This window comes from Cytobacillus dafuensis (assembly GCF_007995155.1).
GTDB lineage: Bacteria > Bacillota > Bacilli > Bacillales > Cytobacillaceae > Cytobacillus > Cytobacillus dafuensis.
In genome coordinates, this window is the sequence record NZ_CP042593.1 from 4,552,193 (window position 1) to 4,577,362 (window position 25,170).

General features: G+C 36.3%; 15 protein-coding genes. 8 read left to right on the forward strand and 7 right to left on the reverse strand.

The window, feature by feature from the left end; all coding sequences use genetic code 11:
* The first annotated feature begins 859 nt into the window (after nt 1–859).
* From FSZ17_RS21620 to FSZ17_RS21630, 3 genes are read left to right on the forward strand one after another with little or no spacing between them, the layout of a single operon-like run.
* Entirely contained in the window at nt 860–3,088 is a 2,229-nt protein-coding gene (locus FSZ17_RS21620; RefSeq protein ID WP_057772977.1) for an EAL domain-containing protein, read from the forward strand.
* A 20-nt stretch (nt 3,089–3,108) separates the two neighbouring features.
* Nucleotides 3,109–4,743 carry a thiamine pyrophosphate-binding protein gene (locus FSZ17_RS21625; protein WP_057772975.1) on the forward strand — a complete coding sequence of 545 codons (1,635 nt, stop codon included), beginning with the start codon at nt 3,109–3,111 and terminating at the stop codon, nt 4,741–4,743.
* A 1-nt stretch (nt 4,744) separates the two neighbouring features.
* Entirely contained in the window at nt 4,745–5,119 is a 375-nt protein-coding gene (locus tag FSZ17_RS21630; protein WP_057772973.1) for a carboxymuconolactone decarboxylase family protein, read from the forward strand.
* Nucleotides 5,120–6,020: 901 nt separating this feature from the next.
* On the opposite strand, the gene FSZ17_RS21635 is transcribed toward FSZ17_RS21630, so the two are convergent.
* Entirely contained in the window at nt 6,021–6,941 is a 921-nt protein-coding gene (locus tag FSZ17_RS21635) for a nuclease-related domain-containing protein (RefSeq protein ID WP_057772971.1), read from the reverse strand.
* Between the two features lie 289 nt (nt 6,942–7,230).
* On the opposite strand from FSZ17_RS21635, the gene FSZ17_RS21640 reads away from it, so the two are divergent.
* From FSZ17_RS21640 to tagU, 3 genes are all read left to right on the forward strand, one after another.
* Nucleotides 7,231–8,073: an SPFH domain-containing protein gene (locus FSZ17_RS21640; protein WP_057772969.1), complete on the forward strand. Its 843-nt coding sequence runs from the start codon at nt 7,231–7,233 to the stop codon at nt 8,071–8,073.
* Nucleotides 8,074–8,085: 12 nt separating this feature from the next.
* Nucleotides 8,086–8,247, forward strand: coding sequence for a type II toxin-antitoxin system antitoxin (locus tag FSZ17_RS21645; RefSeq protein WP_082625274.1), 162 nt, complete (start codon nt 8,086–8,088; stop codon nt 8,245–8,247).
* Nucleotides 8,248–8,787: 540 nt separating this feature from the next.
* The gene (gene tagU, locus FSZ17_RS21650) at nt 8,788–9,711 is read left to right on the forward strand and encodes a polyisoprenyl-teichoic acid--peptidoglycan teichoic acid transferase TagU (protein WP_057772967.1); all 924 of its coding nucleotides are present in this window, start codon (nt 8,788–8,790) and stop codon (nt 9,709–9,711) included.
* 68 nt (nt 9,712–9,779) lie between these two features.
* Here the strand turns inward: tagU and wecB are convergent, their stop codons facing one another.
* The 3 genes from wecB to FSZ17_RS21665 form a co-directional block, all read right to left on the reverse strand.
* Nucleotides 9,780–10,922 carry a non-hydrolyzing UDP-N-acetylglucosamine 2-epimerase gene (wecB, locus tag FSZ17_RS21655; RefSeq protein ID WP_146846559.1) on the reverse strand — a complete coding sequence of 381 codons (1,143 nt, stop codon included), beginning with the start codon at nt 10,920–10,922 and terminating at the stop codon, nt 9,780–9,782.
* A gap of 534 nt (nt 10,923–11,456) precedes the next feature.
* Nucleotides 11,457–11,852, reverse strand: a complete 396-nt coding sequence (locus tag FSZ17_RS21660) for a hypothetical protein (RefSeq protein WP_057772965.1) — start codon at nt 11,850–11,852, stop codon at nt 11,457–11,459.
* A gap of 184 nt (nt 11,853–12,036) precedes the next feature.
* Nucleotides 12,037–13,872 (reverse strand): glycosyl hydrolase family 28-related protein, encoded by a 1,836-nt coding sequence (locus FSZ17_RS21665; protein ID WP_057772964.1) that lies wholly within the window; start codon nt 13,870–13,872, stop codon nt 12,037–12,039.
* A gap of 991 nt (nt 13,873–14,863) precedes the next feature.
* On the opposite strand from FSZ17_RS21665, the gene FSZ17_RS21670 reads away from it, so the two are divergent.
* Nucleotides 14,864–16,153: a DUF5667 domain-containing protein gene (locus FSZ17_RS21670; RefSeq protein WP_057772962.1), complete on the forward strand. Its 1,290-nt coding sequence runs from the start codon at nt 14,864–14,866 to the stop codon at nt 16,151–16,153.
* A gap of 546 nt (nt 16,154–16,699) precedes the next feature.
* On the opposite strand, the gene FSZ17_RS21675 is transcribed toward FSZ17_RS21670, so the two are convergent.
* Both FSZ17_RS21675 and FSZ17_RS21680 read right to left on the reverse strand, forming a co-directional pair.
* On the reverse strand, nt 16,700–19,285 hold the full coding sequence (locus tag FSZ17_RS21675) for a hypothetical protein (protein ID WP_057772959.1): 2,586 nt from the start codon (nt 19,283–19,285) through the stop codon (nt 16,700–16,702).
* A 229-nt stretch (nt 19,286–19,514) separates the two neighbouring features.
* On the reverse strand, nt 19,515–21,563 hold the full coding sequence (locus FSZ17_RS21680) for a ligand-binding sensor domain-containing protein (protein WP_057772956.1): 2,049 nt from the start codon (nt 21,561–21,563) through the stop codon (nt 19,515–19,517).
* Nucleotides 21,564–21,844: 281 nt separating this feature from the next.
* On the opposite strand from FSZ17_RS21680, the gene FSZ17_RS21685 reads away from it, so the two are divergent.
* The gene (locus FSZ17_RS21685; protein WP_057772954.1) at nt 21,845–24,400 is read left to right on the forward strand and encodes an Ig-like domain-containing protein; all 2,556 of its coding nucleotides are present in this window, start codon (nt 21,845–21,847) and stop codon (nt 24,398–24,400) included.
* A 187-nt stretch (nt 24,401–24,587) separates the two neighbouring features.
* On the opposite strand, the gene FSZ17_RS21690 is transcribed toward FSZ17_RS21685, so the two are convergent.
* Complete coding sequence (locus tag FSZ17_RS21690; protein ID WP_228460252.1) at nt 24,588–25,115, reverse strand: transposase; 528 nt, start codon at nt 25,113–25,115, stop codon at nt 24,588–24,590.
* Between the last annotated feature and the right edge of the window lie 55 nt (nt 25,116–25,170).

A 25,170-nucleotide genomic window follows, 5' to 3' on the forward strand; every position in this document is an offset into this window, starting at 1 on the left:
TTACCAATTACGTCTTCCTTAAAAAGACGTTATCTTAATTGCCTGGCAAAGTTCTAAAATAAGAACACACATATCAATCAAACGTTTGATTAATATTTTTCAGTGCCGACATGGGGAAATTCCTTTTCTTATTGCACAGTTTTCATCCAAATGTACATTTATCGGATTTTCAGAAACAATTACTTCTTCAATACTTACAGGTAACTTGTATTTATTTTACCTTCTTTTACTTCTTTCTTCTTTCGACATATCCCCCTCCCGTCCTGTGATTTAAAGACATATTAAAGACATGTCAATTAAATCAATTCTGTTTTATGGTTATATTGAAGATTCCGATAATGAAAGGAGGCGAGAAAGATGAAATTGGTTCTCATGAACTTCCCATGAGACCGCTTTTTCTCTTTTTTCAGCTTGAGATTGTCTCATGAACCCTCTATGAGACCGCTTTTTCTCTTCTTTCAGCTTATTCATTTTAAAATGCATGGACTTTCTCAAACAAAGATCCATGCGTTTTTGCGTTCATTCTTGCTCTTACAAATTTAGATACAACAGTTAAAACAGTTCATTAGTCCCGCAATATTTATTCAGGCGTCACTTTGACCATGTACAAGGCCCCAAGTTTCAATAACAAATTGAATTCTACTGTTATAAAATTTATAATAATTTTATAAAAAAGAATAGCGTGATCACCTCTGTCATCCCAGACACAGCATATGACAGTCTGACCAAGCAAAAACGAATAAAAAGTAACTATCCTATCCATTGGTCGTGGTGAGGACGGTTACTTTTTTTCTTTAATGATTTCTTCAACCAACTGAAATTTAACAGCAATAATAATGGAAAAATTTTGGAGGTAAATATGAATAAAAATGACGCTTCTTATATATTAGAGTCGAATAGATTTTGCAAAGAGGCTGGAATGGATCCAAATAAGGTATCCAGACCGAAACATTTTTTAAGAGGAAAGGATCTAGCTGAGAAAAGAAAATCATATAGTGAAATCCTATCAGTTGTAAGTTTTTTCTCTAATAAGCTATTAGACTCTTTAAGAGGCACCCCAATACTGGTTGTCGTTTCGGATGCTGTTGGTTACCTACTTGATATTGAAGGGGATGAATCAATAATAGCTACCATCCAGCAATTCGGGATTAGACCTGGCAGCCTGTTCACCCAGGAAGATACAGGAACGAATGTGGTCAGTCTAGCCTTGCAGCAAAAACACCCCATCAGTATTGTCGGCACACAGCATTATCATACGTTTCTTCATGAGATTGCCTGTTATGGTACGGCATTTCACTATACAGATGAAAATAACCTGCTTGGCAGTGTGTCCATTATGATGCCCATCCAGTTTCAGAACCCACTTTTCTTAACGATGCTAACCCAAGCGGTTGATTCGATTGAAAGAGAACTATTATTAAGGAAACAGAATAAGCAGCTAAATATTATGAATCAGATTATGTTAAGCCGAACAAGAAATGGAATTGTCATCACAGATGAAAACGGAATCACTACTAAGTTTAACGATTTTGCCCAAAAAATCTCGAATAACCACAGTGAGTCCGTGTTAGGAAGAAATATTTGTGAATCAACAATTACAGGAACATATTTTAAGGAAGTACTGAAAAAAGGAAAAATATTTACTAACGAAGAAATTCAGTTTATAGATGACAACGGAAAACTTGTAGTCTGCCTGTTCGATGCTCAGCCGATTTATGAAGAGGATAAAATGATAGGTACCTTTGGACAGTTCAGGGACATTTCAGACCGTTACTTTCTTCAAGAAAAATATAACTATTTAGCCTATCATGACGACTTAACAAATCTCCCAAATAGACGATATATTAACAAGGAAATTGAAACCATCATCAAGGAAATAAACGCAGGTCATAAGAGGACGTTGGCCCTTCTATACATTGATCTGGACCGTTTTAAAATTATTAACGATAACTTTAGTCATTCATGCGGAGATATTCTCCTCAAGAAGGTAAGCAAACGTTTATCCAGTTGCCTCGGAGAAAAGGATATACTCGCCAGAATGGGCGGCGATGAATTTATATTCCTACTTAAGGATTTTGATGATCCCGAATATGTTACGAAAAAGGCTGAAGAAGTCCTTAATCTATTTCATGATTCTTTTTATATCGGCAGTGACGAATTACATACGACAGCGAGTATCGGAATAGCGATTTATCCCGACTACCCAATTACAATGGAAAAGCTCTTGATTTATGCGGATAATGCAATGTATCAGGCAAAAGAACTTGGTAAAAATCGCTATAGTGTTTATACTCCCGAATTATTAGTGGATATGGTGTACGAATACAGGCTAGAGGCCGATTTAAGAAAAGCATTAGAGAATGATGAATTTGTCCTCCACTATCAGCCACAGATTCAACCTCAAACCGGTGAAATAGTTGGACTAGAAGCGTTAATTCGCTGGCAACATCCTTCGCTAGGTTTGCTGCCTCCGGGTAAATTTATCAAATTGGCTGAAGAAAACGGATTGATTACCCAAATTGGAAAGTGGGTTATCTATGAGGCATGCTCCCAAAATAAAAAATGGCAGGATGCTGGAATGGCACCGATTAAAGTGTCCGTTAATCTATCCACACAGCAATTTCTTACGAAAGATCTCATTACATTTATGAAGGATACAATAGAACGTACAGCACTCGATCCACAATATATCGTAGTGGAAATCACTGAGTATATGGCGATGGAGTATGAATACTCCCTTAATGTTTTGAAACAGTTAAAAGCAATTGGTATTGGCATCAGTATTGATGATTTTGGGACTGGCTATAGTTCGCTTAATTATCTTAAAAATTTTCCAATCGATTATATCAAAATCGATAAATCATTCGTCGATGAAATCATGATTGATCATAATAATGCCTTTATTGTAAAAGCAATCATCACACTAGCACACAACCTTCAAATGCAAGTAATCGCAGAAGGTGTTGAAACAAAGGAACAGCTTGACTTTCTTATCAATCAACAATGCGATTTAATACAGGGCTATTTTTTCAGCAAACCACTTCCAGCTAACGAAATAGAAAAAAAATATTTAGTTCAGCAAAAATGATAGAGAGTGAGATTATTAGAATGAAAACTACCGCTTCCGTATTAGCAGCAAACTTTAAACATTGGGGACTTCATCATATTTTCGGCATTCCAGGAAAATCCATATCCCCTATTCTTTTTGAGTTATTAAACCAGGATATTCATTTTGTATTAAGTAAACATGAGGCAGCTGCCGGGTTTGAAGCTTCCGGCTACGCCTTAATGAATCAGAACATCGGGGTCGCAATTGGTACATCTGGGCCTGGTGGGACGAACCTGCTTACAGCTGCTGGTCAAGCGTCCGCCTCCCATCTGCCGCTATTAATTATCACAGGTCACCCTTCAATGAAAGATACAGGTAAGGCAATGGGCCAGGACTCCAGCATATTTGGTACCGATCTAGTGAATATGTTCAAACACGTCACGAAGTTCAGCGCACGGGTAGAGCGTGGGGATATGCTAAAACCCTACTTGCAGCATGCCCTTGAGAAAGCCTTATCAGGTGTAAAAGGACCAGTGCATCTGTCCATCCCGTTTGATATTTTATTAGAAGAAATCGAACCATTCCAGCTGGATTTTCCAGCTACGTATGAAATGATTTCACCTAACACAGGGGAAGTGATAGAAAAATTGAATAAGGCCACTCGTCCCCTTCTATTCCTAGGAAAAGGCGTTCATTCCAGCAAAGCATATGAGGAAGTACAGCATCTTGCTGAGCTTTGGAACATCCCTGTCATCACCACCCCGGGAGGAAAAGGAACATTTCCATCCAACCATAAGCTCTCATTAGGAGCATTTGGATTGGGCGGTACCCCGGAAGCGACCGAATATTTCCATCAAAAGGTTGACCTATTAATCGTCATCGGGTCCAAATTAAGTGATATGTCGACCGCTGGCTTATCCGAAGCGATGCATCCAGAGCACCTCATCCATTTTGATTATGACCCAACGTTTATCGGAAAATCCATCCAAGTACCAACGACAGCAGTGTTGGGCGATATCAAATCGAATTTGAAAACAATTTTAAAGGATTTACCGGAGACAAATAGTGAAGGATTTTTATCAACACCTGAGATGATCCCGCTTGATGAAAATAATCCAGGTGAGCGAATGTCGGCAGTTCAAGTATTACGAGCCATGCGTAACGCACTCCCAGATGACGCCGTTATTTTTGGAGATGATGGAAGCCACTCCTTCTACGGCATCAAGCACTTTGACATTTACAAGCCAGGAACCTTCTTTTTCGACGATATTTTCGGGGCGATGGGAAATGGAATTGGCTATTCCATAGGTGCGAAACTAGCAGCCCCTGAGAAGACCATCGTCTGCTTAGTTGGGGATGGCTGTATGTTCATGCATGGTACGGAGATTTCAACTGCGTACAATTATGACTCCCCTGTCCTATTTATTGTGTTAAATAATGGACGATTAGACATGGTAGAAAAAGGGATGCGGAAAATGATCGGTACATCCATCGGCGGCATTTATGAGACTCCGCTTGATGCAGCCCGATTTGCAGAGTCGATGGGACTGAAAGCATATACATGTCAAAACCCTTACGATTTAACCGATATGATTAAAGATGCCCTACATATGATGAAAGAAACGAACAAACCAATTGTCATTGAAGCATTAGTGGATGAAAACGAAATACCACCAACGATGGGGAGGCAATAATATGGAAAATAACAAGCGATACGAAGCCGGCATTCGAGCAATGGAGGAATTATTTTCCCAAGAAGTACGGAATGGCATGGAAGGAATAAAAAAAGTGTCACCTGACTTCTGGGATATGATTGTATCCTTTGGCTTTGGGGATCTCTACTCAAGAGAAAGTCTTTCCCTCTCACAACGGGAAATCATCACACTCACGTCACTCATCACACAAGGAGCTTTTGAGCAGCTGAAAGTTCACCTGCAGGCAGCCCTGAACGTGGGGCTAACAAAAGAAGAAATTATCGAACTCATCATCCACTGTGCCGGCTATGTCGGATTCCCAAAGGCCGTTCAGGCAATGGGTATCGCCGGGGAGATTTTTAATAAAAATGAGTAGAACTACATGTCCCGTGAATAACGGCTGATCTATATAGCAGTTTATGAAAAGAAGTAGCTACCAAACATAAGATATGCTCCCCATAAGGTAAACAGAGTAAAAAATGAAATTCTGTCACTTATTAGGAGTATTTTTTTATGTCTAAAAAAGCTTTTTCTGTAGAAAAGAAATTCGGGCGTTACTGTGAAAATACATTCGCACCCCTATATCTGTCCAAAGCTACCCAAACGGTTATTTACTTTTAACCCCTTGCCTTAAACGGACAAAGAGTTTGGAGTATTTTTCTCAGAAAATTGGTTGCTAAGGATTCTAGTCTTATTTATTCCGATTTTTAATAAATTTCTATAAAATTTGGACACTTCGACAATATTGTTTCCATTTTTTTCATATTCTTTTTTTAAAAATGGGAAACTTTGTGGCTCTTGTTTCCATTTTTTCGGCGAATATCTTTAAAATTTGGAAACTAACGTAGCTTTGTTTCCTCTTTTCTACGATTTTTTTTAAAAACAGGAAACTTTGTGGCTCTTGTTTCCATTTTTTCTGCGAATATCTTTAAATTTGGAAACTAATGAAGCTTTGTTTCCACTTTTCCACGATTTTTCTTAAAAATGGGAAACTTTGCGGCTCTTCTTTCCACCTTTTTCGCGAATATCTTTAAATTTGGAAACTAACGAAGCTTTGTTTCCACTTTTCCACGATTTTTTTTAAAAATAGGAAATTTCGCGGCTCTTGTTTCCATTTTTTCTGCGAATATCTTTAAATTTGGAAACTACGAGGCTCTTGTTTCTATTTTTTTCTAGAATATCTATAAAATTTAGAAACTATCAAAGATTGTTTTCCATTTTCACCCACCACCCCTCCCGTAACCCGGGGTAATTCTCTCTCCCTAAACGACATCTCCCTATAAATCAACAAAATAGGTAGATCGTGACTGCCCTATCACTTTAAAATTGTTCGTAAGAATCCGCCAAATTACTTTTTTAGCCTTAATCACTTTACACCAGTCATGGATAGCATGAGTAGTAATATTCTCCTTTGGAAATAGAAGGCGGAATTCATCCACGCTCCGTAAAATGGCACTTTTCACATTCTCTTTGTAGCCGCATTCTTTACAAATGACGTCCTTTCTATTTGTCTGAAAATCTTCAAAAAATGAAAAGCAGCTTCCGCAAACGATTCCCTTTTCTAGCTGGTCATAGCTATAAATGGGCAGCCGCTTATAAGGCGGATCGTTTAAATGCAAGGAAACTAGTCTTTCTGCAAATTTGTGATGGATTTCTTTTAATGGTGGAGAGGGCTTGTTTAATTTTTTCATGAAGCGATTGAGCTGTGTGGGAAAAATAATTGGTGTGTTCCGCGGCGCTTGATATAAGTGGAAATTAGGATTGATGAAGAGAAGATAAGATTCAATCGGGACATTGCATCCAATTGCTTGAAAAATTCTACGAAGGTTCGTTTCTGCTCGCTTTACCTGGTGCAAAGGGTTCTGAATTTCAATTCCATTTGACATATACCAGCGTTCCGCCTCAATATAATGGTCACCTTCGAAATTTTTCACTTCGATTAAAAGTGCTTTATCAGATGACATGAGCAATGAATCTACTTGAAAAATAGTATTGTTCATATCGAACAGGAGGTCATTTAAAATAAGGCAATCATTATGGAAAAATTCTTCTATCCAATCATCAAACTTTTTCTCCCCCTTAAATCCCTTTTCAAGGTTTTCGAAATGATTTTTGTCTTTCACTGAAAGTTTCATTCGACTATCTAAGCTCCTCAACAGCTTCAGTTCTTTTGATTCAGAGCGAAACTTCACTATCATTTTTTCAACTCCTTTATAAAATTAAAAATGCTAATTATTACCTATTCTATTAATAATCCGTAATTTCCGCAAGGGTCCCCACTCTCCTTTGCTAAACCTTTTACTATCATTGTTCTATACAATGCCTTACAAAAAATTCCGAGACGAGTGTCCTTCCATTATTCAGAGAATTCATGCATCACCAAGGCTGTTAATTTAATTTCCTCAATGCAAGAAGTTTTTAATTTACAATATTTCCTAAAAGTGATATCATAATAATATAAATTAAATATTACAAGGAGTGAACAAAATGAAAGAAAAAAACGTCTTTCAGGTAAATGGTTTTATTGGCATTTTAGCAATAGTGGCTCTACTCGGACTTAGTGTATGGCTTTTAATTAATGAGCTATTTTCCGTTGCTATTCCTTTACTTGCTGTAGCCGTTCTTTTGGCTAGCGGAATTACGATTGTTCAGCCAAATAAGGCAGCTGTCGTTACTTTTTTTGGAAAATACTTAGGTACTATTCGTAATAATGGACTATACTTGACTGTGCCGCTTTCACTGCGACGAAATGTGTCACTTAGGGTTCGAAACTTTAATAGCAAGCGCCTGAAGGTAAATGATGTTGAAGGAAATCCCATTGAAATTGCAGCAGTGATTGTTTTTAAAGTTGTCGATTCAGCTAAAGCTGTGTTTGATGTAGACAATTATGAGGAATTTGTTGAAATTCAAAGTGAAACGGCTATTCGTCATGTGGCAACGAAATACCCTTACGATACGTTTGAGGATGCAGATCTTACCTTAAGAGGGAATGCAGAGGAAGTTTCCAATGAATTAACAGCCGATTTACAGGCACGCCTAAATGTAGCTGGGGTTGAAGTAATTGAAGCCAGACTTACTCACCTTGCTTACTCAACTGAGATTGCTCAAGCGATGCTGCAGCGTCAACAAGCAACTGCCATCATCTCTGCCCGTCAAAAAATTGTTGAAGGGGCTGTTGGAATGGCACAAATGGCCATTAAACAATTAGAAGCAGATAATACGATTGATTTAGATGATGAACGCAAAGTACAAATGGTTAATAATTTACTAGTGGCCATCGTTGCTGAAAAACCAGCCCAGCCTGTTATTAATACGGGGACATTATATTAATGAGTGGTCTCTATGTCTAAGAAAAAAAGTTTTCCATTACGATTAGACCCTGAATTGTATGAGATTTTGCAAAAGTGGGCGGCTGATGATTTTAGAAGTGTAAACAGCCATATTGAGTTTCTCCTTCGTGAAGCAGCTAAAAAGGCTGGCCGATTGAAGAAGTCGCAAGAGTAAAGAAATTGTAATAGTTTTCCTATTAGCAATATAGAACAAACCTATTAATCAAACGTTTGATTAATTTCCTTAACTGTAAAACACGAAGCTAAGAAACCTTTCTCTTAGCTTTTGTGTTTCTATAAGTTGAGGTTAGTGCATTGCCAAAAAATGTACTGATTAAAATTGAAGCTATTGCTTATATAGGCAGTGAATGGGTTGATGTCATATACCGCACAGCCATTTACAATTAACGTTCTTAAAAAAAATAGCTATTACTTCAGTTCTTCTTTATTACCACCGTTCCCTTTTCGAACGGTGTTTTTTATATAAAAGTATCTGAATCCTTTAAGTATTTACTAGTTGTTACAATACAACTATGTCCTGTTAATCTTCGAATCTTTTCAAAATCATTATTTATCTCCCATAACATCCTCTTGCTATCAAACCCGTAGTCCTTTATCCCTAAAATCTTCTAAATATCTTCATATCTTTTTTAGGAATTTTCTGCTATCATTTAGCTTACAATAAATTACATGTCATTTTGTGGGGGTCACAAGAATGAAGGAAAAAAAGAAAAAAAGAACTTGGCTCCGCGTAATAGGAATCGTTGTTTTATTCATTGTGCTAGGTGCAGGTGCCTATGCCTATTCAATATATAAGTCATTAACAAATGCAGCCGAAACAATGCATCATCCTATTGATAGAAAAATGTCAGAGAAACGAGTTGAAGAAATAACTTTAGAGAAGCAAGAACCATTCTCTGTTCTTATGCTCGGTGTAGATGAACGAGAGGATGACCGCGGCCGCTCTGATTCCATCATAGTATTAACCATCAATTCAAATCAAAACTCAGTCAAAATGCTTAGCATTCCACGCGACACTAGAACGGAAATCGTAGGATACGGAAAAGAAGATAAAATTAATCATGCCTATGCGTTTGGCGGGATCGAAATGGCAATGGCGACAGTGGAAAATTTCCTCGATATCCCCATCGACTATTACATACAAATTAACATGGAAGGTTTCAAAGATATTGTTGATGCTGTAGGCGGGATTACTGTCAATAATGATTTTGACTTTTCGTATGGTGGTGTCCATTTTCCTAAAGGAGAAATCACATTAAATGGAGATAAAGCATTATTGTTTTCTCGAATGAGGCATGAAGATCCACGGGGAGATGCTGGTCGTCAGCTCAGACAGCGCCAAATCATTCAAGCCATCATTAAAGAAGGGGCAAGCCTTTCCTCTTTAACCAATTACAATCAAGTTTTTAATGCGTTAGGCAATAATATAAAAACCAACCTAAACTTTAACGAAATGGTTGAGATTCAGAAAAATTATCGAGCAGCGGCCAAGAAGGTTGATCAAATATCGATAGAAGGAAAAGGCACGAAGATTGATCGTATATACTATCTCATTGTACCTGATGAGGAAAAGCAGCGAGTACAAGATGAATTGAAAGGTCATCTAGAAATTAAATAATATGAAAAACCTCTTTCACTTGAGAGAGGTTTTTTTCATGATTCCATGCTTTTCCAACCTAGAAACACCTATATAAACGCTTCAGGTGGACTGTCAACAAATCCGTAATAATGTAATATACCTTGTACAATCCTATGAGAGGCTTTTCCATCCCCATACGGATTCGATGCCTTTGACATCCGCTCGTATTCTTCTATATTAGTTAATAATTCCTTTGCTAGATCATAGACTCTATCCTCTTCTGTGCCAGCAAGCTTCAAAGTTCCAGCTTTAATTCCTTCTGGTCTTTCCGTTGTGTCACGTAGTACAAGTACCGGAACCCCTAATGAAGGCGCTTCCTCCTGTACTCCTCCCGAATCTGTTAAAATGATATAGGCTTTTGATGCAAAGTTATGAAAATCAACTACATCAAGTGGCTCAATTAAATGTATTCTGGGATCATTCCCAAGTATATTATCTGCTATTTCTCGTACTATCGGATTTAAATGCACAGGATAAACAACTTCAATATCGTTGTGCTCATTCACTAACCTCTTGATCGCTTTAAACATATTTCTCATCGGCTGACCAATATTTTCACGACGGTGTGCTGTTAATAATATCATTTTGTTATTTCCTATTTTATCCAATACACTATGACTATAATTTCTAGAAACAGTTGTAGATAGTGCGTCAATAGCCGTATTTCCGGTTATATAGATTGACTTTGAGCTCTTATTCTCATTTAATAAATTTCTTTGAGACTTTATCGTTGGAGAAAAGTGCAAATCCGCTATCACTCCAGTTAGCTGTCTATTCATTTCTTCAGGATATGGTGAGTATTTATTCCATGTCCTTAATCCAGCTTCAACATGTCCTACAGATATTTGATTATAATATGCTGCTAGACTGGCAACAAAAGTTGTTGAGGTATCTCCATGAACGAGTACAAGATCTGGTTGCACTTCCTTCATAACTTTATCTAATCCTTCCAAGGCTTTCGTCGTAATCCCAATAAGCGTTTGGCGTTCTTTCATAATATTAAGGTCAAAATCGGGTTGTATATTAAATACCTCAAGGACTTGATCAAGCATCTGCCTATGTTGAGCAGTTACTGTAACGATTGATTCAATTTGATTTTGGTATTTTTTCAACTCTAAAACTAACGGAGCCATTTTTATCGCCTCTGGCCTAGTTCCGAAAATTGTCATGACCTTAATTTTCTTTACCACGTTTAGGTTCACCTCTTAATTACTAATATTTTACTATCGGTGAATATAAATTTTGAAAGTGTAAGAGAATCGTAGTTAATCGTTCTTATCATCTATATACATTGTTTATTAAAATATTCTTGATACTTTTCACTAATCATTTGCCCCAATTCCTCATTCTTTAAGTACCATTGAATTGGTTGAGTATTTGCTGTTTCAAACGTATTAGTGAGAATTTAACCTAATGCTAGATAGTTAGAAATAATGTGAGAGATACTGCCCAGAGAAAAATAGAAAATGCGCTAAATAAACATTTTTTAAATACTAAAGAGGCATCTCTAAGTCGAAAACTCGGCTTAGAGATGCCTCCATTTATGTTTATACTCTTACCTTAATAAAGACGTTATCTAAAGTACCAGGCACGGTTCTAAAATACGAACACACCTATCAATCAAACGTTTGATTAATTTATTTCAGTGCCAACATAGGTACATTTCTTTTCTTATTGCACATTTTTATTCGAATTTGAAGCAAAAAAAAAGAGCCAAAAGGCTCCTAACATCTCTTATTGAATATTGGTCTTTCAAGTTTCTCAATTAGGAAATGTTCAAGTGCAGAAATGAAATACCACTGATCAAAATCCTCAAATATTATTACTCCGATTTCAGTTTTATTATCATTAATCACTGTATCCCATTTTGTATCACCGAAAGCATTTATTTGATTGAGTATTCTTGATTTTAATCCTACAGAAGGTAATGCTCGTCCAACATATACTATTTGCTCATCTTGAATAAAATAGTATATCCCACATTCATTTTTTATTTCTTCAATGAAACTGTTGTCCATCCTTAAAGTTTCTATATTAGTCTTCATACCTCTTAAGAATAGACTTCCTTTTACTTTAGATGAGAACAAATCTAAAAAGCTTAATAAATCTATTTCACGCATCAAAATTCCTCCATGATTATCCATAATAATGACGAATACGTTCCAAGGGCAATTTAGTTTCATTTAAAAACTCTATACTGTTCACATAATTATCCGAATGCGATATCATCAATCTATTAAAAAGTTTCTCCCTAACTTAAAGACTTACCGCTCCAACTAATTTGGAGCAAAAATCACAATACTCTTATCGATTTTCAGAAACAATTACATCTTGAGTGCTTTCAGGTAACTTATATTTGTTCGCCCCTTCTTTTACGTTGTAAATCATGTTTTTATTAATAATCGAATGATTGATGGAATTAGCCGTAATTCGTGTCCCATTTTCACACGTTGAACAGCCTTTTAATTGGTTATTTGTATAAACCAAGCCGGCAATAGAATGGGCTTCTATATCTACAAGATATTCGCCATTGCTTTGATAATCCTCCGCTATGGTAAAGATGTTATTCGAGATATTCATCCCATCTATGAATAATCGCCCTCTGAACTTTGCATTTGGATCATCTGGATTGTCCTTCATTTGAATTACCGGTCCATGCAAATTATCAATTGTATTTGCGTAAATGATAATATTGTTGACTTCTAATCCTGATTTAAGGAATAGGAACCCCTTATTGCTTGCTGCTTCTAGGTTACCTGAAAAGCTGTTACCCATAATATTAAACCCTGTTGCCTTATGTAAAATCTTAATATTATCATCTTGATTTCCATAAAAATTGTTCCCGTTAATGGTTACATTACTACTATTCCAAAATTCTATTGCATTGCTTTTACTGCCGCTTAATTCATTTCCGGTTATCTCAATTATTTGCATTTTTGATGTATCATCCGTATGATTCTCAAACTTAATTAATGAGGACGTAGCTGCTAAATGTTCTTCAATGCTATTCCCTATAATTTGAATTTGCGACATATCGCCTAAGGAATTGTCTGTTAGTAAGAAATGAATACTATTTTCGTTCCCTTCCTGCTCTCCCCCGCCGCCTTCTAAGTCATTTCCAATAATATGTATATTATGAACATCGCTATCTTCAAAGAATAAATTCTTTTTGGTAAAAGAAATATGGTTATTTTCAATTATTTGTTGATGAAGATTCACTTTATTCCAATGGATACCATAGTTCCTTATATTCCATATTTGATTATTTTCAATGATGACATTCCGGTTATAGCCTATAAATTCAATTCCTGTTTTTAAATTATATAAATGATTGTTCTTAATGATTAGCCCAAAAGTACCCTCAGCTTGAATCCCTGTTCCAACGTAAGAGTCAGACTTAGAATAAATTTGCAGATTAGACACAATCGGCATAAATTCTTTCTCTGCTATTAAATTATTTTGTTCACTATTAGGTGATGCACCCTTCGTTTCTTTTGATCCTAATAACTTTAGTCCAATAATGTCTTCTTCTAATACAAGATAGCTATTATTTCCGTTAATCATTTTAATCTTTTCGATATCAATCGTTACAGTATCTTTGATTAAATATCGCTTACCTTCTTCTAACTCAAGGACACTCCCATTTCCACTGTTGGCTGCATTCTGAAAGGCTAGACTATCATCCGTCTTTGCATCTCCCAGCGCTCCAAAGTCTTCAGGTGAAATCGGGGAATTTAAACAATTTCTCACCTTTCCATTAACCTTAATATCAGAGAACTTTACAGCAGATCCTTCACGATTTAAATATCCACTTGGAGTTGAAACAGAAATCGTTGTCTGATTTCGTCCAGCACCTATCAATTCAACTCCCTCTCTGATATCAAGTTCTTCCTTAATTTCATACTTATTAGGAGGAAAATAAATTTTCCCGCCGGACTTTTTAGATACATACGTTATGGCAGCCTGGATGCTTTGAAAATCATTCACATTATAAACATACTCTTCTAATGGTGTTCTAGTAGTTTTTTTCGTATTTAATACATACATCATTGCTATTATCAAGAGAAATAGAGATGCTACGTACACCATTTTTTTCTTCATGATTAGTCCCCTAATTTTTTCTGTGTCTAGTGTTTTCATTTCATCTTTCCCCTTATTAATCATGACCTTTCATATGGGAATTTATCCATACCACTTAACCAGTTCAATGGATGCATATCGTATATCAAACAGCTATTAACACACACAACTTTATACCTATTATACTAATAAAATTAGATTTCCGAAGAGAATTTTATGATTTTTTATACATTAATCAAACGTTTGATTAAATTCAAAAGCTCTCATTGTAAAATAAATAATTCTTATAGATAAATAAAATGCATCAAATAGAGAACATATTCCTAAAATTTTTTCCAAAAGAAAAACCCTGCAGGCGATTACCCTACAGGACTTCCTTCATACTAGACTATTCATTTGGCAAGGTTCGATGGGTGACTGTGGTGCTGTTCCCATTTTGAAACACCTTTTCTTAATTATGTAGTAAGTTTTAAAAATATCGTATATACCCTCTAAAGCTGCTTATAATATCATAGGTTCGCTTGTTAAACGGGATCGTTGTCCCAACCAACCTGAAACATGTTTATACAAGTAGGGGGTGAACAGTTTTGCGGAAGGGATCAAGTCCCACGGGCGCTACGTTCTACCCCGACTACCGTTATAATAAGAACATATAAAACAGGTCAACCAGGAATATCTGGCTAACCTTATATTACGATCGGGCGCGATTATAGAATAACTTTAAGATTTAAACAACTTTACTGTAATATTTTTTAGTGCAGTGAGATATCTACGTCAATTATTTTTAACCCCATGCTAATCAGCATGGGGTTATGCTGTTAGAGGTTTTAAAATTGATTAACTTAATTGCCAATTAACGATAATAAAAACGGGAAAACTTCTTAATATTTTTGTATTGCTGATTACTTTGTACATAGGTTTTGTCTTGCTGTAAAATAATTTACATTCCAAATTTCGAAAAATTATATAAACTTTTTTCAGATTTACCTCCACAAACCTGTCTGCTTTTGTCGAAGGGTATAATGAAAATCAGATTAGGAGGAAACAATCTATGAAAATTAAAAAATCACTATTAAGCGGTGCAGCAGCATCAGCACTTCTTCTTTCTTCTTTAGGAACAGGCGCTGCATATGCAAATGAGGATACAGTTGAAACAACCACACCAGTTACGGAAGAAGCAGTTGAAGTTGATGTAAACGATGAAGCTGCAGCAGAAGATAAGGCTTCAGAAGAAGTGACTACGGATGAGGAAGTTGCAACAGAGGAAGAGGTAACTGAAGAAAATTCTGCTACTGAAGAAGAAGCAGATGACACAGAAACAACAGAAGAAACGGATCAGAAGCAAGAAGATGCACCGGCTTTGGTTCCTGGAGATTTCTTCTACTTTGTAAAAATTATGATGGAAAAGGTAAGACTTGCTGTCACAGTTGATGATTACAAGGAAGCTCGTCTTTTAGCTGATTTTGCTGCAGAGCGTATTGCTGAAGCAAATGCATTGCTTACAGAGGGAAAAACAGATGAGGCAACAGCACTTTTAGAAGAGGCAATCGCTACTCAAAAGGAAGCTACTGACAGTTTAGCAGAATCAGAAGAAATTGCTGGTAAGGATACAGAAGCGACAGAGGAAGCTGCTGATGAAACTGAAGTAACTGAAGATCAGGCAGCTGAAGACACTGAAGCGACAGCAGATACAGCGGAAGGCGAAGAAGTTGCAGCAGAAGATGAAAAGACAGAAGATGAAGTAGAAGCGAAACTTGCTCAAAACATTGATGCATTAGCTGCAGCATTATCACATGTTAAAAATCCTAAAGCTCAATTAGCATTAATGAAAAATATTCAAAAGTCTTTTGCGAAATTAGACAAAAAACTTGCAAAGCTTGAAGCTAAAGCAGAAAAATTCGCAGTTGAAACTACTGATGATGATAAAGTAGTTGAGGAAGAAGCAGCAGTAGATACTGAAACTGCGGCAACAGAAGAAACCCCAGTAGAAGAAGCAACAAAGGAAACAGTAGTTGAGGAAGTAGTAACTAAAGAAACAGTAGTAGAAGAAGTAACAGAGGAATCAGCGGTAAAAGAAACAGTAACAGACGAACAAGCTGAGACTGAAGTTGCAGAAGAAACGAAAGAAACTACTGTTGTTGCTCCAGGATTAGCTAAGAAAGAAGAAGCAAAGGCTAAGGCTGCAGAAAAGCGTGCTGAAGGTCAGGCAACAGGTGCTGCTAAAAAGCAAGAAGCTCAAGAAAAGCAAGTTGATAAACAACAACAAGTAAATGAAAAGAAACAAAACGGCCAAAATAAAGGCGCTGAAAATAAGAAAGACCATGGTAAAGGAAACGAATAATACATTTCATAGACCTAGTACTCCGAGTACTAGGTTTATTTTTTTGCCTAGTAGTTTAGGAAGCAAATCTTATGCTTAAACCATAATGCAAATGGCAACGAATAATATTCGGTAACAGCCGTTTATTTACCTTATAAAATTAGATAAAATGAGTCAGTACTTTACAAATGGAACTAACAATAACCTTATCAAATTCCATAGATCTTATAAACATTCTTAATCAATTACATTTGATTACTCTTATTCAAGAAAAGGGCACTATTATGGAGTAACATATTAATTTAAACGTCTTTATTGTTATGTTTATTAAGTAAAGTGAAGTATTACATCAAAGATTAAACAACTATATTTTAACCCCGTCCTACATTTAGAGCGGGTTATGCTTGTTTGAGGTTTTAAAATCATTCCTTAATAATAAATTAAACTAAAAAACTACCTCTCTATTTAGGTAAAAAAAAAGGAGCTACCGCCATATACGGTAACTCCTCATTATTCATGTCCATCCACATATGTCAGTTGACTAAGGGATGATACCTGATATTGGTATTAGTTAGATGCTACACCATTTTTCACTTGGTTTCCATTAGCATCTGTTAGTTCAGCTTCTTTGAAATCAACTGTTACTTTATCAGTAAGTGTAATAGCGTTCGTTAATGTTACTGTTAACTTGCCATTGCTTACTTGTGGTGTAAATGCAGCATCAGTGCCATTTACTTTTACAGTGATACCTTCGAAGGACTTACCATCTCCATCAAGATCAGCTGATTGAATTGCTTCAGAGAAGCTTACTACTGCAGCGTTACTGCCGTTTACAGTTAATGCAGAGTTCACTGTAGGAGCAATGTTTTCAGTTAATGCTAATTGTGCTGTGTTTTCACCGTCAGCTAAAGTGTTTCCAAATGCATCTTTTAAGTTAGATGCAGTGAATGTGTATGTGCCGTTCACTGAAACAAAGCTTTCTGGTAATGTGATAACAACTTTATTTTTGTTATCAACGAATTTAATGTCTGTGTTTGCAGGAAGAGCTTTTCCACCAATTGTGTAGTTAGATGGAGCTAGTACAGAATCAGTCATTCCTTTTGCATCTGTGTTAGCGAATGTGATCGTAACAACGTTTTTATCTTCGCTAATAGTAGTTGTTACTACTTTAGCTGGTTGTTGTCCAGCAGCTTCAGGTCTTACAACATTAAGCGTGATCGCTTTGTCATTTTTGTTTTTGTAGCTATCTTCTACTGTATTAGCAGCTAACTCAAGAACATAGTTTTTGCCAGCTACAAGTTGAGTTCCAGCATCAAGTGTAAGTTCAAGTTTGTTAGTGACTGCTTTTCCATCTACAACTGGGTGTTTTGCAGAAGAAACAGTTACATTGCTTGCACTTTGGTAGATTCCATCAATTGACTTAACAACTAATGAAGAAATAGTAGCAGGAGATACTACATCTTCGTTAAACTCAAGTACTAGTTTGCCATCAGCTTTTGCTTCTGCGCTTACTAATGAAGCTGCTTTTGTATCAGCAGTAAAAGTTGAGTTGAATTTTACTTCCTTCATTGTATTAGGAGTAGATGCTTTATCAGCAAAACCATTCACAATTACTTCTGAAGTAAAGAAGTTTGTGTTGTTAGCAAAGAATGCACCGTTATTTGCTTTTTGAACATCTACAACGAAAGTTTTATTATCAGTTGTCGTAATATCATTTGCAGCAACTGCTACTCCGCCAATTGATACATTGCCTTTCGTCACTTCTTCAGAGAATGTTAAAGTTAATTTGTTACCATTTGTAGAAGTAGAAACTGTAGGAACTGTAGAATCTACTACTTTAGATGGAACTGTTAGAGAAAGAGTAATGTGCTCAGCTTTATTTGCTTTAACAGCCGCATCTGTTGCACCTACGATGTCAATTGTAATGTTTTTACCTACTTCTAAGTCGCCTAAAACAACTTCACCTTTAGCTAAGTCGCTTGATTTAGGAGCAACTTCAACACCGTTTACAGAGATTGTTCCATAAGAAGTTAGCTCTTCAGAGAACTTTAATGTTAAATCTGCAGCTGTATCAGAAGTGTGTGTGAATTCTGTTTTAGCCACTGCTGGTCCTACAGCATCTTCAAATGAGAACACAGTGTTGTATTCTTTCGTTTGGATTGCATTATTAGCTGCATCTTTCTTGTCTGTATCTAGAGCTAAAACAGTTAATTTAGCATTTGTTACTTCAGTGCTATTTACAGTATACGTAACTGTTTTTCTATCTTCAGATAATTTAGCAGCTGTATCCGTTTTACCTTCTAATGTGAATGCTGCTTTTAGTTGCTCTTCTGTCGTTCCTTTAGCTAATGCTGTAGTAAAATTAACAACGATTTCTTTCGCATTAATTGCACTTACAGATTTCACTTTAGGAGTTAATTGAGCCTCTAACTCTTCTAAAGATTTTGCTAAAGTTGCTTTCATAGTTTCATTTTTTACTTCATTCATATATTTTGAAGCTTCAGCTAAGTGCTTTTCTGCTTCTTCTTGTTTGTTTTCTGCTAAAGCTTTTTGCGCAGCGTCAAGTTCGATTTTTACAGTTACTTCGTATTTTACGCTGTCACGAACTGTTTCAGCAGTTTTTTTGTATTGAGCACGGATTGCATCACGTGTTGATTGACCGTATACACGATCTAAAAGGATAGCTTGTTTACGGATTTCTGTAGAAAGATCATGATAAGCAGCTACCGTTTTGTCATCGATAAGGTTTTTCGCAATTTGTGCTTCAAGAGCTTGTTTCTTAACAGTAATCTTTTCACCAGCTGTAATCGCATCGATGTAAGCCATTGTACGGTTGATATGTAGAGTTACATTTTGCTCGATGTCGGCTAAATATTTATTCTTTTGTGCAGCTGGTAATTTGTTAACTGCTGCAACCGCTTTATCGCGAGCTACTTTTGCTGCATTGTATTGTGCATATGGACGAGTTTTTCCATCAGCAGAACCTTCTGTTGAAATAGCCCATTTTAAAACAGTACCAGCGTCTTTTGCTTGTTTCACTAAGCTTTCTACGCTGCTGTTTGTAGTTGCTGCTTGAGCAGGTGCAGTTGCAACAAATGCAGATGCTGCGATAGCTGTTGCACTAAGTACTTTAATTGCTTTCTTCTTATTCAAGGTAAATCCCCCTTATAGTAAATAGTTATGAATAATTAATAGGTATGTAAGGAAGTTTTTTCCCCCCTACAATGATTATGTTAATTTATATTGAAATTTAGTTAAACGCTTAAAATATACCAATCAATTATTATATTGGATGTATAGGATATTTTTTGAAGATAAAATCGAGTTTCTACTATATATATGGGACAAAAAAACAACCTACAAAAATGTAGGTTGTTTTTTATTATTCTTTCATTGGATATTTCCAAAGGTCTGCTTGATTTCGGAAATATAGATTCCCTTCAGAATCTTGTGCAATTTCGTAAGCACCTTCTTCTAACAGAATCTCTACTTCCATTGTCTTCGGATCTGCTTTAAACATTTTTCCTTCCACAGTTCCATAAATATTTCTGTCAATTCCTTCAATGATCTTCGCATTACGGAAACGGCCTGAGACTAATTCTAAAATCTGCTGCGATCTAATTTCCTTTGTCTTAGGATTATAGGAGAAAAGCGTTCCATCGGCCATACCCCAAATGGTGCCTTCCTTATCAGCGATTAGACTTGTAATCATACTTGCTTGGAAAGGCAAATGAATATACTCTTTCTCTTCTGGGTAGTCTGGTCTAAATCGGAAAAATCTCGCGCCACGTTCATTCACCTGATAGTTGGCATGAATGGAAGTGCCACCATAAATATACTCATCATGATGTAAGAAGGAAACAAGGCTTTGGTTGTAAATATAGTTTTCATAAACCTCTTGTTTATTCTCCTTCAAATCATACACGGCTAAAGCACCACCGCCAATGCTTGTTTCAGGGTAGGTTCCAACAAACACTTTATTTAGCTTAGGAACAGCTGTGATCGCAGTGGAACGTTCTTGACCATAATCACCTAGTCGCATAAGCTCTCTTGGATTCGTCGAGCTCCAAGGCTGCGTTAAGTCAAGCTCTAGCACACGAGATTTTGGATAGGCACCAATGTAAAGCTTATCCCCTATGATTGTCATGGACTCAATTTGGCTTATATCTTGATGCAGAACAGATTGGTTCGTTTTTGTATTATAAATCGCCAATCCGCCAGACATGTAACCATTAATGAATATATTCTCTCTTTTTTCATCTTGAATCATGGTATACAAAGTTACTGGCTGTGGAGGTAAGTTCATCTTAACAATCTCGTTAAATCCTGTTTCTAAGTTATACTTTAATACATTTCCAGCATTATCGATCAGGCCAACTAGCGTGTAGCCTGGATAATTTGGATCATTTAATTCTACATAATCGAGCGTAAGCATTTCTGTTCCCTTTAATAATGGAACTTGTAAATCGATCTGTTCTTTCGTTGTTAAATCGTACTTGTATAGACTGTTTTGCTTCGTAAAATAGATCGCATCCTCATTTGGTGACTTTAAAGAAACGGTTCTTGAATTTAACTCAACTTCATCAACCTTCTCTAATGTCTCCTTATTAAAGACGACTAATCGATTAGAAGGATCCATTCGAGCATAGATTTCGTTCCCAATTAAACGGATATCTCGAACGTACTTATCATTCTTGTAGTCATCTGGAAGAAATGCTGTTTTCTTCTTTGTCTTTAAATCAAACTTCACTAAGTCAGCCTTTGATCCAACACCTATATACAAAGTATCCTTCTCTTCGTCGAATGCAAGCGACTTAGCAAATTCCTTTTTGTATAAAACTTGACCAAAATTCACGAGTTCATCGTTATGAGAATCATATTTAAATACAGAGCCGCCGTATGCTGTCGAACCATAAACAACACCGTCTACTGCATCAATATCTTGAATGGCTGTATCCTTTGGCAGCGTCAGCTTATTCCCATGATCACGAAACTCTTCCGTATTCGGGTTATAGCTGTACAAATTGCCGTCCGTTGTTCCACCAACCCAAACGGTTCCATCTTTATCCACATCCAGACCCCAAGCACTTGTAGAATTGGACAAAGTATACGTATTCTTTAACTCATTACTATTTAAGTCAACAACCGCTAAAGCAGACGGTGTGCCGTGCATGACAAAATACATATAGGAATTCCCTTTATCATCCTTACCAGTAGCCGCAGTCAAAGCAGATGTTTGAAATACCTGTGGGCCAATTAAATCTGCCTTTTTCTTTTCCTTCTCATCAATTTCTCCATCAACAAATTCTTCACCAAAAATTTCTTCATCCACGATTTCATCGTAATTTTCGTCCTTAGCAAATCCCGTTGTTTGTCCAAGTGACAAGAATAGAGGAAGAATCATTAGCAGCATAAATATCTTTCTTCTCATCCAATCTTCTCCTTTCTTCTTTACATTATAGCAAATATTACACCAATAGGCAGGTTTTTCCTCGACTCTTTATGAGTATCATTAAATACAATGAAAAAGCCCTATAGAGATTTATCTCCATAGGGCGTTAGTAATAAATTGAAAATTCTATTAATATATGAATCTTTTTCTAAAAGTGATCTTATCTATTTCACTATATTAAATAATCTTTTACAATAGGATTATGGTAAATTCATTATGTTCCCACATATTCCACTTATTTCATATCAGGAGGTTTAATTATGAAAAATAAAAAAGCTATAAAAGTGATGAGCGCTTCTGTCATAGCTGCTTCAGCTTTTGTATCAACCGTATCGATCGAGGCTAAGGCAGCTACAGTCAGTCAGGTAGAGAAGCTTGTCCAAACAGCTAAAGATGCTGGTACTATATTAAAATGGGCCATTTCTATAGAAGGAACAGCTGATGGCAAAACACGTCCGTGGACGGCTTATAACAATGCCAAAACAGCTTACAACAATGCTGTTAAAGCGGTTAATACTCTACCTGCAGCCCAAAAGAATAAATATATGGCTCAACTCGAAGCAGAAGTAAAAATCCATATTGATCGTACTATGCGTTATATCGATGCGATTACTGCTGGGGAAAAGATTAAAGAAAAACAACAGACATTAGCTTATCTGCTGGATCTAAATACGATAAATGATCAAACAGAAAAAGCCTATCATGAGCTTTCAACTGAGATCCGTAAGCAAGCGATCCTTCTAGATCGTGTGTACGGTCAATCCACACGTGACCTTATTCGTTCTCAATATAAGCAATCCGCAGAAAAGGTCCGTGACAAGGCAATGTATCCTGTTACTGTGAAAATCGAAATTGATTTAGCTACAAAAGCATTAGCAGCTAATAATTCCAGTACAGCTGAAAAACATATCGCAGAAGCTAAAAAATACTTAAAGTATGTAGACAATGCTGTCATTAACAAGAGTTTAACTGACCGCTTAAGCACAATTGAAACAAATTTTACGCCTAAGGTTATTAAGGTGAGTGCTGTCGAACCAAAGCGGATTAAGGTTGAATTTAACAAAGCTATGCTTACTGGAAGTGGAACAAACGGAGCTGAAAACACTTCTAATTACTCAGTTTCTGGCAGAACGATAAAAAGCGTTAAGCTGGCAGATGATAAAAAGTCTGCGCTAATCGAGTTAAATGAACCACTTTACACAAATTCAGCTTATACAGTAACTGTGAAGAAGAATATTCAAACAGCTGACTATGTAACATTAAGCACGAATGATTATGTAACTTCCTTTAATTTTTCTGACATAGCAAAACCAACCGTTACATTTGTAACGACCGATAGCAACGGAAATCTTGAAGTTAAATTTTCGGAGCTAATTGATTATAATTCACCATTAGCCATTACGATTGATGGGAAAACTGTTAGTTATTCCTCATTCTCGGATACTGACACGGTTGTCATCAAGAAAGCAGAATTGGATCGAATTGGCTTGCAAAAAGGAAAGTCGTATTCCATTGTTGTTTCAGGAGCAAGAGATCTTGTTGTCTATACGCCTAATACGATGAATACATATAGTGGCACTTTCTTCTACAACTCTACTGCTGACACGGGGATTCCAGAAGTAAAAAGGATTCAAACAAAGGACGAAAAAACAATTACAATTGAATTTAACGAAGCTTTAGCTGATTTCTCTGCAAGTAACCTTGTGATCACAAAAGGAACTACAACGATCAGACCAACATCTGTAAAAGACGTTTCAAGTGGAAGCAAGACAACATTCGAAGTAGAACTGCCAGCAACCATATATGGAACGAATGAAACTACTGCTTGGTTGAATGTACAAGTGAAATCATATAAGGATCTTGCTAATAATATTGGACGAACTGTTGATCAGGCCATATCGCTTGCTAAAGATTTAAACGCGCCTACTTTTGTGAGTGCTGTTTATGATGAAAAAACAAATGAATTTCAGATAACCTTTAACAAAGCATTAAAAACTGGTACGCCGCTAGCAAGTAAAATTAAAATGTACGGTCCTGATAGTAATGAAGTTAAACCAGCATTTAAAGCAAACTCAGGCAGCAAAATGATTATCGACGCTAAAAACTTAGCAGATGGTATGTATATTCTTGATGTTGAAGCAGGAACAGTAAAGGATAATACGAGCGCTCAAAATGATAACCGCCCATTCTCAACAACCGTTTTGAAAAAAGCAGATACGATAAAGCCAACTGTTAACACTTTAGTAACATCAACTGTAAACGGGCAATTTAAAGTTCATTTTAGTGAAGCAGTTACTGCTGAAACTGCAACATCAGCGTCTAACTATATGATAAATGGGGTTAGCCTTCCGTCTAATACCTTATTTTCACTTAATAACGATAAAAATATCGTTACGATTACTTTACCAGAAGGACAAATTCGTTCAACAGCCTTATACTCCATTACTGTTAGAGGAGTAACAGACCTTTCTGATAATGTCATGAATTCTTATGTTAATAACGTTACAATTCAAGACAATACCCAGCCTGAATTAGAAAGTGTTACACGTGACATCAACGACAATATTAAATTAACATTTTCAGAAAATATTAATCTAATCGGGAAAGCCAACCTTATTATTAAACTTGATGACCAACTAGTAACAGATGATCAATACACTGTTGGAATTAGTTCTAATCAAAGGGAATTAATTATTACTCCAAAAGTTGCAGGATTGTTTATTCCGGGGAAAATTTCTATCGAAACAACAGCCGCTACCGGGATTAAAGATAGTGCAGGAAATACGGTAAAGGTTGGGGTTATGGCAGAAAAATAAGTGGTAGGGCGGTGCCTGTCACCACCCAAATTTTCTTGTTTCACATAATGTTTCATAAGGATTAAAGCAGTCTATCAATTTCCAATAAAATAAAAAGGAAAGCCCTGTGTAAGATAATAAAAATCACAGGGCTTTCCTTTTTGTATTTTATTCTTTTGAATTCACCACCTTATTCGTTAAGTATTCTTCAATTCCTCGACAGTATCTTTCTCTTTTTTCTTCTATCGAGCCACAATAATAGTCCAGAATGATGAATATCCATATAGCTTTGTTGAACTGCATTTGGGTATTTGAAAAGATGAAAACTACTCCACGGATAATGTTCTGGTTTCTTTACCATCTTCGCTTCAAGATGGATATAGCGACTCACTTCAATCATTCCCTCTTTTCCCTCAATGATATTATCAAAAAATCGTTTTTCAAAAACATGACCGGTTAAGCGATAACGGGTATTATAATAGTTTGCATATCGCTTATTTAACAATGACATCACATTGGATATTGGCACTTCGTGTGGACGCAGCTGCAGATGGAAGTGGTTGGTCATTAAATAATAGGATGCTAGTTCAAATGGAGTCTTTTCATAAAGCTGTTGAAGGATGTGGAAAAAAGCGAAGAAATCCGTAGTATTTCGGAATAGAGGATCTCGACGATTGCCGCGGCAAACGACATGATAGAAATGATTTGGAATCCAGATTCTTGGTTTTCTTGCCATTATCTCTCCCTCACAGCGGACTGATATTACCTTCTCCTTCATATTCCTATTCTGA

What these genes read in the sequence shown, in the direction of transcription:
- FSZ17_RS21680 (WP_057772956.1), bottom strand. Translation starts at nt 21,563, where the DNA reads ATGAGAAGAAAGATATTTATGCTGCTAATGATTCTTCCTCTATTCTTG.
- tagU (WP_057772967.1), top strand. Translation starts at nt 8,788, where the DNA reads ATGAAGGAAAAAAAGAAAAAAAGAACTTGGCTCCGCGTAATAGGAATC.
- FSZ17_RS21635 (WP_057772971.1), bottom strand. Translation starts at nt 6,941, where the DNA reads ATGATAGTGAAGTTTCGCTCTGAATCAAAAGAACTGAAGCTGTTGAGG.
- FSZ17_RS21640 (WP_057772969.1), top strand. Translation starts at nt 7,231, where the DNA reads ATGAAAGAAAAAAACGTCTTTCAGGTAAATGGTTTTATTGGCATTTTA.
- FSZ17_RS21660 (WP_057772965.1), bottom strand. Translation starts at nt 11,852, where the DNA reads ATGCGTGAAATAGATTTATTAAGCTTTTTAGATTTGTTCTCATCTAAA.
- FSZ17_RS21645 (WP_082625274.1), top strand. Translation starts at nt 8,086, where the DNA reads ATGTCTAAGAAAAAAAGTTTTCCATTACGATTAGACCCTGAATTGTAT.
- FSZ17_RS21665 (WP_057772964.1), bottom strand. Translation starts at nt 13,872, where the DNA reads ATGAAAACACTAGACACAGAAAAAATTAGGGGACTAATCATGAAGAAA.
- FSZ17_RS21685 (WP_057772954.1), top strand. Translation starts at nt 21,845, where the DNA reads ATGAAAAATAAAAAAGCTATAAAAGTGATGAGCGCTTCTGTCATAGCT.
- FSZ17_RS21670 (WP_057772962.1), top strand. Translation starts at nt 14,864, where the DNA reads ATGAAAATTAAAAAATCACTATTAAGCGGTGCAGCAGCATCAGCACTT.
- FSZ17_RS21630 (WP_057772973.1), top strand. Translation starts at nt 4,745, where the DNA reads ATGGAAAATAACAAGCGATACGAAGCCGGCATTCGAGCAATGGAGGAA.
- FSZ17_RS21625 (WP_057772975.1), top strand. Translation starts at nt 3,109, where the DNA reads ATGAAAACTACCGCTTCCGTATTAGCAGCAAACTTTAAACATTGGGGA.
- FSZ17_RS21690 (WP_228460252.1), bottom strand. Translation starts at nt 25,115, where the DNA reads ATGGCAAGAAAACCAAGAATCTGGATTCCAAATCATTTCTATCATGTC.
- FSZ17_RS21620 (WP_057772977.1), top strand. Translation starts at nt 860, where the DNA reads ATGAATAAAAATGACGCTTCTTATATATTAGAGTCGAATAGATTTTGC.